At 39.9% G+C, this 12,621-nt stretch carries 7 protein-coding genes and 13 tRNA genes; 1 reads left to right on the plus strand and 19 read right to left on the minus strand.

The features are described 5' to 3' along the window. Positions 1 to 1,404: an isochorismate synthase gene (locus tag L1999_RS23655; RefSeq protein WP_235740783.1), complete on the minus strand. Its 1,404-nt coding sequence runs from the start codon at positions 1,402 to 1,404 to the stop codon at positions 1 to 3. 343 nt (positions 1,405 to 1,747) lie between these two features. On the opposite strand from L1999_RS23655, the gene L1999_RS23660 reads away from it, so the two are divergent. Then, the gene (locus tag L1999_RS23660; RefSeq protein WP_235740784.1) at positions 1,748 to 2,686 is read left to right on the plus strand and encodes a 1,4-dihydroxy-2-naphthoate polyprenyltransferase; all 939 of its coding nucleotides are present in this window, start codon (positions 1,748 to 1,750) and stop codon (positions 2,684 to 2,686) included. Between the two features lie 34 nt (positions 2,687 to 2,720). On the opposite strand, the gene L1999_RS23665 is transcribed toward L1999_RS23660, so the two are convergent. From L1999_RS23665 to L1999_RS23750, 18 genes are all read right to left on the minus strand, one after another. After that, positions 2,721 to 5,117, minus strand: a complete 2,397-nt coding sequence (locus tag L1999_RS23665; RefSeq protein ID WP_235740785.1) for a glycogen/starch/alpha-glucan phosphorylase — start codon at positions 5,115 to 5,117, stop codon at positions 2,721 to 2,723. Continuing rightward, positions 5,107 to 6,558: a glycogen synthase GlgA gene (glgA, locus tag L1999_RS23670; RefSeq protein WP_235740786.1), complete on the minus strand. Its 1,452-nt coding sequence runs from the start codon at positions 6,556 to 6,558 to the stop codon at positions 5,107 to 5,109. Before glgA ends, L1999_RS23665 begins: the two co-directional genes overlap by 11 nt. Continuing rightward, positions 6,555 to 7,586, minus strand: a complete 1,032-nt coding sequence (locus L1999_RS23675) for a GlgC family sugar phosphate nucleotidyltransferase (RefSeq protein ID WP_235740787.1) — start codon at positions 7,584 to 7,586, stop codon at positions 6,555 to 6,557. Before L1999_RS23675 ends, glgA begins: the two co-directional genes overlap by 4 nt. A gap of 45 nt (positions 7,587 to 7,631) precedes the next feature. Further along, positions 7,632 to 8,777: a glucose-1-phosphate adenylyltransferase gene (locus L1999_RS23680; RefSeq protein WP_235740788.1), complete on the minus strand. Its 1,146-nt coding sequence runs from the start codon at positions 8,775 to 8,777 to the stop codon at positions 7,632 to 7,634. Then, complete coding sequence (gene glgB, locus L1999_RS23685) at positions 8,719 to 10,668, minus strand: 1,4-alpha-glucan branching protein GlgB (protein ID WP_235740789.1); 1,950 nt, start codon at positions 10,666 to 10,668, stop codon at positions 8,719 to 8,721. Before glgB ends, L1999_RS23680 begins: the two co-directional genes overlap by 59 nt. Before the next feature lie 717 nt (positions 10,669 to 11,385). Further along, positions 11,386 to 11,457 (minus strand) — tRNA-Glu (locus tag L1999_RS23690). A gap of 10 nt (positions 11,458 to 11,467) precedes the next feature. Then, positions 11,468 to 11,558, minus strand: a tRNA-Ser gene (locus L1999_RS23695). Between the two features lie 11 nt (positions 11,559 to 11,569). Next, positions 11,570 to 11,644: transfer RNA gene (locus L1999_RS23700), tRNA-Asn, on the minus strand. A 31-nt stretch (positions 11,645 to 11,675) separates the two neighbouring features. Beyond that, positions 11,676 to 11,752 (minus strand) — tRNA-Ile (locus tag L1999_RS23705). Between the two features lie 11 nt (positions 11,753 to 11,763). After that, positions 11,764 to 11,834, minus strand: a tRNA-Gly gene (locus L1999_RS23710). A gap of 11 nt (positions 11,835 to 11,845) precedes the next feature. After that, positions 11,846 to 11,921: transfer RNA gene (locus L1999_RS23715), tRNA-His, on the minus strand. Between the two features lie 27 nt (positions 11,922 to 11,948). Beyond that, positions 11,949 to 12,024 (minus strand) — tRNA-Phe (locus L1999_RS23720). Positions 12,025 to 12,030: 6 nt separating this feature from the next. Beyond that, positions 12,031 to 12,107, minus strand: a tRNA-Asp gene (locus L1999_RS23725). 3 nt (positions 12,108 to 12,110) lie between these two features. Continuing rightward, positions 12,111 to 12,184 (minus strand) — tRNA-Met (locus L1999_RS23730). Between the two features lie 45 nt (positions 12,185 to 12,229). Beyond that, a tRNA-Ser gene (locus L1999_RS23735) sits at positions 12,230 to 12,322 on the minus strand. 14 nt (positions 12,323 to 12,336) lie between these two features. Next, positions 12,337 to 12,413 (minus strand) — tRNA-Ile (locus L1999_RS23740). A gap of 22 nt (positions 12,414 to 12,435) precedes the next feature. Then, positions 12,436 to 12,512, minus strand: a tRNA-Met gene (locus tag L1999_RS23745). Between the two features lie 15 nt (positions 12,513 to 12,527). Beyond that, a tRNA-Ala gene (locus L1999_RS23750) sits at positions 12,528 to 12,603 on the minus strand. Positions 12,604 to 12,621: the final 18 nt, after the last annotated feature.

A 12,621-nucleotide genomic window follows, 5' to 3' on the forward strand; every position in this document is an offset into this window, starting at 1 on the left:
TTATCTTCCTCCAAGGGCCCGAAGCATTGGTCTAAACTTTAAACTTGTTTCTAAATATTCTTCTTCAGACTGGGAATCCGCTACCACCCCACATCCAGCAAACAAAGAAACTTGATCTCCCTGAATAAGCCCGGAGCGAATAGCTACCGCAAATTCACCATTTTGCCGGTAATCGACCCAGCCGAGCGGACCGCCAAATAGACCTCGGTCCAGTTGTTCTACTTCTCTTATCTTTTCTACAGCTGAAGCTTTGGGAAGTCCTCCTAGTGCAGGTGTAGGGTGAAGCTTCTCCACAAGTAATAAAAGGGAGGTGTTTGGACCACACTTTCCAATTACTGGTGTGTATAAGTGTTGAATATCCCGCATTTTCATTAGTTGTGGGTGATCTGGGAGAATAACCTCTTTACAGGATTGCACAAGTGCTTCCTTAATCATCTCGACTACATACCCATGTTCCTTTAGATTTTTTTGGTCTGATAAAAGCGTTTGTCCTAAAGCATGGTCCTCTTCCTCTGTTTGCCCACGGGGAATCGAACCAGCCAAACAGGTTGAATAAACTTCATCACCCTGCTTCTTGATTAGACGTTCCGGCGAGGCCCCTATAAAACAATCCCCATTTGATTCAAACGCAAAAATATAGCTGGCCGGCTGCTGTGTATATAAATTCTCTAGGACAGATTCTGCTTCTACATCCGAACTAAACACAAGTCTAAGCTCTCGAGCAAGCACGACTTTCTTCAATGGACCACCATGTGTTAATTCATTCACTACTCCATCAACCGTTTGTTTCCATCTATCAGGAGAGACTTCATCTTTCCGGATGATTGAAGGAGATTTTGAGTTACGATTGTTTCTTAAAGAATGAAGCAGTTGATTTCTTTCTTCCATACTCTTGCTATATAAGGACAGATCATCATTCGGTGTAAAGATAATATTTGTGGTTAAATAAGTTTCACCCTGGACGATACTCAATAAGAATTTGGGTATGTGAAATAAAGAATCTGCAAATTTGGACCAAAGTTCGGTTTTTTCTTTAAAAGGATCAAATGAAAAGCCTCCAAACATAAGAGGTCCAACCCCGTCGACCTTATAATCATTAAAAATAAAACTATCTTTTAAAAAGCTCTTCCACTCTTTTTCAACACGAAAAAAGCGGTCAGCAGCCTGATCCGATTGAAATTGCTTTGAAATTCCAAGTCCAACTAGAACCATCTCATTTGCCGGGTCCTTCCAAAAAAAACGTTCCCCGCAATAATGGTCTTTTCCGGTATTAAAAAAGGATAAAGGTTTGGTCGTGTCCATTTTATGAACCTCACTCATTAAAATAGGACGGCCTAATTCTCTAGCCCGTTTTGCCCCTAAAAGACCCCTTTCTTTTATTTCCGTTTCTTGAATGGTAATCAAACAAATCCCTCCAAAACAGCCGAAATGACTGTTATCCATTCATCTTAAAGCCTATTCTAAGATACTACTCCCATTGTAAATAAGTCAATAATACTTGTCACTACCTGACTAGCTTTATTCCTTATTATATATCAAAATGCTAAAAGAAGGGTGCGAGCGGTTTTATTCCTTCAGTTTTCCACTAAAAACAGATAATAATCGAACAGGGATTATCTTCTAGTTTTGAAAACAAAAATTAATTGACACTAAACATGGAATTCCATACACTTAGGTGTGGGAATAAAACCCTTAATACGTATAAAACTTCATTATATAGACAGAAAATTGATAAGGGGGAGCAGTAATGGAGTCAAATATACAGCAAAACTCAAAGCAGTCCGTTGAGGCTAACCGCGGGTTTCAAGTTTGGTGGAAAATGACCCGTCCTCATACACTAACGGCATCATTTGTACCAGTTTTACTTGGTACAGCATTAGCTTTTAAAACCGGTAAAGTTCACATTGGCCTGTTTATTGCTATGCTTGTTGCCAGTATGTTAATTCAAGCGGCAACCAATATGTTTAACGAGTATTTCGATTATAAACGAGGATTAGATACCGAAGAATCGGTTGGAATTGGCGGAACGATTGTCAGGGATGGCATTAAACCAAAAACCGTTATCAATCTTGCTTTTGGATTCTACACGATTGCTTTATTGTTAGGAGTATATATTTGTGCCAATAGCAGCTGGTGGTTAGCTATTGTAGGACTGGTTTGTATGGCTGTAGGGTATTTCTACACCGGTGGTCCTGTTCCGATTGCCTACACACCATTTGGTGAAATTCTTTCTGGATTCTTTATGGGCATGCTGATTATTTTAATATCTTTCTTTATTCAAACGGGTACAGTCGATCATTCGAGCATTCTTTTATCCGTGCCTAGTATGGTTTTAGTAGGAATGATTATGCTTTCCAATAACATTCGTGACCTTGATGGTGATAAAGAGAATGGCCGCAAAACGGTAGCCATCTTATTAGGAAAAAAGAAAGCCATATATCTGCTAGCTGGAATGTTTGCCTTTTCTTATCTTTGGATTTTGGGACTAATTATTAGTGGTATTGCTCCCTTCTGGACAGCCATTGTCATTTTAAGTGTTCCTAAGCCTATTAAAGCAATCAAAGGTTTTAATGAGAATCATGTGCCAATTAAAATGGCACCCGCAATGATTGCAACGGCTCAAACCAATACCATCTTTGGATTTCTACTCGCAATCGGCATTTTCATTGGCCATTTCTTTTCATAAACAAAGCTTCTGCCAGCAGGCAGAAGCTTTTTACTTATCTTAGGGATTTAATTCCCCAGATATCATCGGCATATTCCCTAATCGTACGATCGCTCGAAAAATAGCCTGCATTTGCAATATTTGCTAAACTCATTTTTTGCCACTCGCTCTTGTCCGTAAATGTTTCACCGATTTCCTCTTGTACTTTTGCATAAGAAGCAAAATCCTTTAAAACAAAATATTGATCATTTTCCTCAAGTAATGAATCAAAAATTGGTTCGAATTCATTATTAACACCAGGAAAGAATCCATTTACGAGTTGATCAACGGCTTGCCTGATTCGATAATCATGATGATAATATTCTCGAGAATGGTAACCGCCATGTTGATAATAATGGAGGACTTCATCTGAAGTTAAACCAAATGTAAATATATTGGATGGGCCGACTAATTCTTTAATTTCTATATTCGCTCCATCCAACGTACCAACTGTTAAGGCACCATTAATCATAAACTTCATATTCCCGGTACCAGAAGCTTCTTTACTTGCAGTTGAAATCTGTTCACTAACATCTGAAGCAGGGAAAATCTTTTCAGCTAGAGAAACCCGGTAATTTTCCAGGAAAATCACCTTTATCTTATCCCCTACGATTGGATCATTATTAATTTTTTCAGCCACTGTGTTAATAAGTTTAATGATTTTTTTGGCATAGTAATAACCAGGCGAAGCCTTCGCACCAAAAATAAACACCCTTGGGACAATCGCATAACTAGGATCCTCTTTTATCCGATTATATAGGTGCATAATGTGTAATACATTTAAAAGCTGTCGCTTGTACGCATGCAGCCTTTTAACCTGTACGTCAAAAATAGCCCTAGTATCTACTTTAACCCCTGTTTTATCTAAGATGATTTCGGCAAGCCTTTGCTTGTTTTCATTTTTTATATGTAAAAGCTGATCTAAGAAGGAGGTATCATTTTTATATTTAAGCAAATGAGTAAGCTCTTCAGCTGACGATGTCCAAGAAGATCCAATTGCATCTGTAATAAGGTTAGATAAACTTGGATTTGCTTTTAATAACCAGCGGCGGTACGCAATGCCATTCGTTTTATTATTGAATTTCTCTGGATATAGCTGATAAAATTGGTTCATTTCCCGCTTTTTTAATATTTCGGTATGCAGCTTCGCGACACCATTTACACTAAAGCTTCCCACAATGGCCAAATGGGCCATTTTCACAAAATTATCAGCGATAATAGCAAGATTGCTAATCCTTTGCCAGTTGCCCGGGGTTTGGTCCCAAAGTTCCCGACAGAAACGTTCATTGATCTCTTCGACGATCATAAAGATCCGCGGCAATAATGGTTGAAAAATATGAATGGGCCATTTCTCGAGTGCTTCTGATAACGTCGTATGATTTGTATAAGAAATCGTTTGTTTTGTTATATCCCATGCCTGTTCCCATTCATACCCTTCCTCGTCAATTAGGACTCTCATAAGCTCCGGTATTGCCAATACAGGGTGTGTATCATTAATATGGATACAAACATGTTTATGCAGATGATCTAAGCTCGTATGTTGTTTTCGGTAGGTTCTTAAAATGGATTGAATACTGGCAGATACTAAAAAGTATTGCTGTTTCAACCTTAAGATTTTTCCCTCATCGTGGGTATCATCAGGATACAGAAATTCAGAAATCGATTCTGTCTCACGCTTATATTTTAATATATCAGCATCGATTGGAAATTGTGATGGCTCGGCATTCCACAACCGTAACGTATTCACAGTTGATGTGTTATAACCGATTACGGGCATATCATGAGGGACTGCTGTAACGGTTTCAGCATGAAGATGATGGAAGACGAGGCGTCCATTTTCCGACCTAGATTCGACTTTTCCCCAAAATGGCACTTTTACAGCACTGTCCAGCTTCCGGATTTCCCAAACATTTCCGCTTCGCAGCCATTGTTCAGGAAGTTCCACTTGATAGCCATCCACTATTTTCTGTTCAAACAACCCATGCTTATAACGAATGCCATGTCCATGTCCGGGCAAATTAAGCGATGCAAGTGAATCTAGAAAACAGGCGGCTAACCTTCCTAATCCGCCGTTTCCTAATCCTGCATCACTTTCTAGCTCTTCAAGCTGATCTAGATCAATCCCTAATTCCTTCAGTCCTAACTGGACGGTTTCCTCTACACCTAAATTAATTAAATTTTGACGCAATAACTTACCTAATAAATATTCAATGGAAAGATAGTATACCTGCTTACCTTCCGCTGCAAGATATTGTTCATTTGTTGAAATCCAATCATTGCTGACAAACTCCCGAATCATGCTGCCAAGGGTTTGATACTGATCGCGTGCAGAGCTTTCAGAAAAGCTCTTCCCACATAGCATCTCAAGTCTTTTCAGAAAGTTTTTTTTAAACAGTTCTTTACTAGAAAACATGAGTTTCACTCCTTGAGACGAGCTCCGCATAGAGCTGGCTATAACTAAAGGCAGATTGTGCCCAGCTATAGTCCTTTTCCATCGCCTGCTTAACAATCGTTTCCCAAACTGATTTATCATGATAGAAGCTTAGCGCCCGTTGAATCGTATAAAGCATGTCATGAGCATTAAAGTTTTGGAAGGAGAAGCCATTTCCCTTACCAGTATATTCATTAAAGGCTTTCACAGTATCATTTAAGCCGCCAGTTTCGCGAACGATTGGTATTGCCCCATATCTCATTGCAATCATCTGACCGAGGCCACATGGTTCAAATTGAGACGGCATTAAAAACAAGTCAGCAGCAGCATAGAGCTTATGGGCAAGTTCCTCGCTAAATCCTGTATAGACCTTTAATTTATCAGGATAAACCCGGGCTGCTTGTCGTAAATATTCTTCATATTCATAATCACCTGTTCCAAGAATAATAACTTGAACATCCTCTTGCAATATTTCCCGGAGCACACACTTTACTAGATCCAGACCCTTTTGTTTCGTCAGCCTTGTGATCATGACAAGCAAAGGAGTAGCAGCACTCTGCGGCAAGCCGAATTGCTTTTGAACTTCTATTTTATTTACTGCCTTTTTGGAATAGGTATCTACTTTATAATTTTGAAAAATTAATGGGTCAATCGCTGAATTGTAAAATTCTTCATCAATGCCATTTAAGATCCCAATGAGGTCTTCGTTTCGTGCACGTAATAGTCCGTCTAATTTCTCACCGAAAGCAGGGCTTTGAATTTCTTCTTTGTAGGTAGGGCTAACTGTAGTGATTTTATCCGCTGCCACAAGACCGCCCTTCATAAAATTAATATTCCCGAAAAATTCCAAATGGCCCGATTGGAATGATGTATAATCCAATCCCAATAAATCCCCCAAGACTTCTTTTGGAAAAATTCCTTGAAACTGCAAATTATGAATCGTAAAGACGGTCTTAATCAAACCATACCCTTTTCGCTTGTAATACTCCGTTCTTAAAAGGTATGGAATCATCGCAGTATGCCAGTCATGGCAATGCAGGACATCTGGATAAAAGTCAAGTTCTGCAATCGCCTCAAGGATCGCCCGATTTAAATAGGAAAATCTTTCGCCATCATCGAAATAGCCGTACAAACCTTCTCGTTTAAAGTAGTATTCGTTATCAACGAAGTAATAGGTAATACCCTGGTGTGTAAGCTCTTCAATCCCACAATATTGATTTCTCCAGCCTACAGAAACAGTAAATTCCTTAATTTTTTTCATTTTGCCTTTATACTCTTCTGAAATAGTCCCATATTTCGGAAGAATTACCCTTACATCAGTACCAAGGCTCTTTAATTCTTTTGGAAGTGATCCGGCAACATCTGCGAGTCCCCCAGACTTGGCGAATGGGCCACATTCCGATACAGCGAATAAAATTTTCACGAGTTCATCAGCGCTCCTTGTTTCGTTCCTTTACGAATGACGTATGGGGCATGTGCAGTTCCTACTAAATATGTACCTGCCTCTACCTTTACATCCTTATCTAAAATAACAGAATCTAAATAACAATTCTCCTCAATTTGACACTTTTGCATAATAATGCAGTTCTTAATGACTGCCCCTTCACCGATCTTCACTCCACGGGCGACAATACTGTTTTCTACAGTCCCGCTAATATGACAGCCGTTTGCAATCATCGCATTTTTTACCACGGACTCTTTGACATATTTAGTTGGCGGTTCATCCTTAACCTTTGTAATAATTGGCTGGTCTTTTAAAAATAATTGCTTCCAAATTTTTGGATCTAGCAATTTCATACTAGTGGTGAAATAGCTGTCAATCGAATCTATCATGACGGAATAACCGTTATATTCATAGTGACAAATGGAATATTCATGTGAAAGATCATTTACAACATCCTTCATACATGTGTACCCTGTTTCATGTCTTGTTTCAATCAATTTAATCAGTAATGACGTTTTAATTAGATACATTTCCATCGAGCGTCCATCTTGCTGACGGATTTCGGTTATATCGCACTTTGCTTCATTATGCCACTCTAGTATTGGTCTGATGTTCATATTGAAAATAGTGTTACAGTTAGAGATAATCGCATATTCTTGTGTGCTTCGGTAAAAATAATCCATATTAGCCGCAAAATGTTCAAATGAACCAATTTTATTACCATCAGTATCTACAATAGGGGATGGAAAAAAGAAAAGCCCGTCTCGCTTACGATTTAAATCCCAATTTTTTCCTGAACCTAAATGATCCATGAGGGAGCGGTATTGCATTTTTGGAAAGATTGCTACACTGCGAATTCCTGAATTGACCATACTTGAAAGAACAAAGTCGATAATACGGTAACGTCCTCCAAATGGCAATGCTGCGAGTGAGCGATGGATTACTAGATCCTCTAAATCTTCGTGGTAGGTTGTTGCATCTATAACACCTAATAGCTTTCTTTTCACTCCAAATTCCCTCCTGTTTTTTATTAAATACCCGTCTCTTTTGTTCTATAATGCAGGGTATAGTCCACTTAACATCTCTTCCGTTACGAGGATAATCTCATCATCAAACGAGCGGATTACTGTCCCATCAGGTATTTTAACCTCACCAGGTACGATTGCTTTTTCAATTAAACAATTTTCACCGATTTCAGCATCCGGCATAATGACGGACTCTTTAATGATCGAGTTTTTACCGACTGTTACACCTTGAAATAAGACGGATTTTTCTACCTTCCCTTCAACCGTGCAGCCTTCATTGATCATAGACTCTTTTACTATGGCTTCTGGAGAGATATATTGCGGAGGCTGATTTGGGTTAACAGAATAGATTCTCCAATCATTTTCAAATAAATCTAAATCGCATTCTTCCCCCAATAAATCCATATTTGCTTCCCATAGGCTTTGGACTGTACCAACATCCTTCCAATAACCTTTAAACGGATAAGCAAACAATTTTTTATTTTCGTCTAAGAGCAATGGGATGATGTCTTTTCCGAAGTCATGGCTTGAATTAGGATCACGATCATCCATCTCCAAATATTCCTTTAAGATACTCCAGTTGAAAATATAAATCCCCATAGAGGCAAGATTATTCTTTGGATGGCTTGGCTTTTCATCAAATTCTGTAATTCTCATTTCATCGTTTGTATTCATAATGCCAAATCGGCTGGCTTCAGCCCATGGGACTTCTATTAAAGAGATTGTCGCATCTGCTCTTTTCTCGATATGGTATTCAAGCATACTTTCATAGTTCATCTTATAAATATGATCACCTGAAAGGATTAAAACGTAGTCTGGCTGGTATTGCTTTATATAGTTTACATTTTGAAAAATGGCACTGGCGGTTCCGGTATACCATTTCACCTCTGAAGACTCAGCGTACGGAGGCAGTACCGTTACCCCGCCGTCTTTTCGGTCAAGGTCCCAAGCGCTCCCTATACCAATATAGGAGTTTAATAAAAGCGGCTGATATTGGGTTAGTACCCCAACAGTATCAATACCAGAGTTGGTACAATTGCTTAATGTAAAGTCGATAATTCGGTATTTCCCCCCAAAAGGTACTGCAGGCTTCGCTAATTCCTTTGTAAGCGAATTAAGTCTGCTTCCTTTCCCTCCTGCTAACAGCATGGCTACGCACTTTTTCTTTACCATTACCTTTCCTCTCCTTCCGCTTTTTAACTGGTCGTATAATTTGAAAACCGAACGGTGGAATTGCAATCTCAAATGAAAATGGCTGACCATGGTAAGGCTCTTCAGCTGCTACTATAGTCTTTTTATTCACCATTTCTGTCCCACCGAACTCTTGGTAATCACTATTAAAAATTTCACGATATTCGCCTGCTTTCGGAGCACCAATCTTATAAACTGGATACCCTACTCCCGTAAAGTTACAGACAATAATTAATGTATCTTCTTCCTTTTTGCCTTTGCGAAGGAAGGAAAAAATAGATTGGGAACTGTTATTCACATCAATCCACTCAAAACCATCCCTTAAATGATCCAATTCATATAGCGCCTTTGACCGTTTATATAATTTAGTTAATACCTTTACATATGTGTTCAAATTGCGGTGCATGTCATATTCCAATAAGTTCCAATCAAGTTGTTCTTTATCTTTCCATTCCGCAAATTGACCAATTTCAAATCCCATGAATAATAATTTTTTTCCGGGATGGGCAAACATATAACCCAGCAGGAGCCTTAGTTGAGCAAATTTTTCCAAATACTCTCCTGGCATTTTGTCCAGCAAGGACTTTTTCCCATGAACAACCTCATCATGTGAAAATGGAAGCATAAAATTTTCAAAAAAGGCATATAAAAGTGAAAACGTTACCTTCGAATGAACCTGTGACCTCGAATAAGGCGGTGTTTCCATATATTCAAGCATGTCATTCATCCAGCCCATATTCCATTTGTAGTCAAAGCCTAAACCGCCGTAGTGTACTGGCGCTGTTACTTGAGGATAATCCGTAGAATCCTCCCCAATCATGAGAAAATGGGGATCGAACCCGTGTACTTCTTTATTCAATTTTTTTAAGAAATTAATTCCAAAGGGATTTTCGCGCTTTCCGTTTGTGGTATCCGGCCAATAAATAATATTTGCCACAGCGTCCATTCGAAAGCCGTCTATGTGGAAGTAATCGATCCAAAATAACGCATTTGAAATCAGGAAACTTTGAACCTCACCTTTTCCTAAATCGAAATTTGCCGTACCCCATACAGCATTTTCTCTGTCACTTTCTGTGCTATATGAATAAATATGGGTCCCGTCAAATCGGTAGAGACCATGAGCATCCTTGCAAAAATGACCTGGTACCCAGTCCAGTATGACACCGATGCCTTGCTGATGGCACTGGTCCACAAAATATCTAAAATCATCCGGTGTGCCATACCTGGAGGTCACAGAAAAATAACCCGTACCCTGATAGCCCCATGAGGCATCAAGCGGGTGCTCGATGATTGGCAAAAGTTCTATGTGGGTAAAACCATGCTCTATTACATAAGGAATGAGTTCATCGGCAAGTTCCCTATAAGTTAGATAGCTGTCATCTTCTTTTTTCTTCCAGGATCCTGCATGGACTTCATAAATAATTGCTGGCTCTGATAACACATTCTTTTTCTCTCTTCGATTCATCCATTGTTCGTCTTGCCAATCAAAACTGTTCAGGGGATATACAATCGAAGCAGTTTGAGGCCTTAATTCTGAATAAAATGCAAACGGGTCAGCCTTAAGGAGCTTTTCACCTGAAGACGTTATAATCTCGTACTTATAAATACAGCCTTCTACATCTTGATTAAGGACAATGACCCAAACGCCCTCATCATTTACCTTTTGCAGTTCATATCCTTCACCATTCCAGTTGTTAAAATTTCCCGCGAGCCTAACCTTAGCGGCATTAGGAGCCCAAACGCAAAATCGCGTATAGACCTTATCGGAATTCTTAAAGATATGAGCGCCAAAAAGCTGATGACTCTGGAAGAAGCTGCCTTCATGAAATAAGTGCAGCTGATAATCTGTCGGAAATAGTGTGTTCACCGTCATGGCTCTCCTCATCTCACTGAAAATATGTATTTCTTTGACCAATTATAATTGCAAATGGCCCAGATGCCTTGTAAAACTTTTTTATCTTTTTTGACAATAACTGATGAATTCGACCACTAAGTTACAATACCCTACACCATACGACACTAAACCACAAATTTTCCCCCATGATTCGACAAGAATCTAGCATCTTTTTTGAATATTTTCATCAAATTAGTGTTGAAAAGTTATTTTTTTGATAATAAAAATCGAGGTAAAATATTTAGGTAAAAAGAGGTAAATGTAAGCGGTATCAGTGTTTCTGAAAAAATAAGGGTTATAGTTAAGTTATACTAAAATAATGAATAGAGCGTATAAAATGAAAATATAAGGCAGCAAAAGCGGACAAAAGTAGGATGAATTTTAGTACTATGTGACTATTATTTCTTCAGTAAGAGGGATATGTAAAAGGGATTGGTGGGAATAATTAAAAAGCCACCTACCTACAGTGGGTCGCACTAAATTAGAGGTTGATCATAAGAAGCTACGATAATCTAAGAGCACTCATTTTTCAGCTGCACTTCTTACTTTATGCCCAGTTAGAAAGATTTAGGATAAGTCTATCTTTCACAGGATTGTTTTTCTATATAAAACATTCCAATTGGTTTACTGGTTTACTGAATAAAAGTAAATAAACGCACAAAAAAAACTGATAACAATTGTTACCAGTTTTTTGTATGACCCCTACGGGACTCGAACCCGTGTTACCTCCGTGAAAGGGAGGTGTCTTAACCGCTTGACCAAGGGGCCGTTTATCTTATGGCGGAGAAGGAGGGATTTGAACCCTCGCGCCGGTCACCCGACCTACACCCTTAGCAGGGGCGCCTCTTCAGCCTCTTGAGTACTTCCCCATAAAATAAAATGGCTCCGCAGGTAGGACTCGAACCTACGACCGATCGGTTAACAGCCGATAGCTCTACCACTGAGCTACTGCGGAATAATGGAAATTTATTTTGTTTGCAATGCTATGGTGGGCCTAAATGGACTCGAACCATCGACCTCACGCTTATCAGGCGTGCGCTCTAACCAGCTGAGCTATAGGCCCACATGTTGGAGAGCGGGTGATGGGAATCGAACCCACTACATCAGCTTGGAAGGCTGAGGTTTTACCAGTAAACTACACCCGCAAAATTTCTAATGGGGCGGCTGATGGGAATCGAACCCACGAATGCCTGAACCACAATCAGGTGCGTTAACCACTTCGCCACAGCCGCCATTATTATATTTAATTAGTAAACTAATGGTGGCTCAGGACGGAATCGAACCGCCGACACAAGGATTTTCAGTCCTTTGCTCTACCGACTGAGCTACTGAGCCATCATATGGCGGTCTGGACGGGACTCGAACCCGCGACCTCCTGCGTGACAGGCAGGCATTCTAACCAACTGAACTACCAGACCGAATTGCGGGGGCAGGATTTGAACCTACGACCTTCGGGTTATGAGCCCGACGAGCTACCAGACTGCTCCACCCCGCGATAGTAAAAAGTATTAAGTTTGGAGTATGCTCCAATGATATAAAATGGAGGAGGAAGAGGGATTCGAACCCCCGCGCGGTTTGACCCGCCTGTCGGTTTTCAAGACCGATCCCTTCAGCCGAACTTGGGTATTCCTCCATATTTTAATCTACTGGTGGACCTTGTAGGACTCGAACCTACGACCGGACGGTTATGAGCCGTCTGCTCTAACCAGCTGAGCTAAAGGTCCAAATAAAGTATTATTATATAATTGGTAGCGGCGGAGGGGATCGAACCCCCGACCTTACGGGTATGAACCGTACGCTCTAGCCAGCTGAGCTACACCGCCATCATATAAATAATTTGGTGGAGTCTAGGGGGATCGAACCCCTGACCTCCTGCGTGCAAAGCAGGCGCTCTCCCAGCTGAGCTAAGACCCCAAATGGTTTAAGAAGTAA

The organism is Neobacillus drentensis (genome assembly GCF_021560175.1).
GTDB lineage: Bacteria > Bacillota > Bacilli > Bacillales > Cytobacillaceae > Neobacillus > Neobacillus drentensis_A.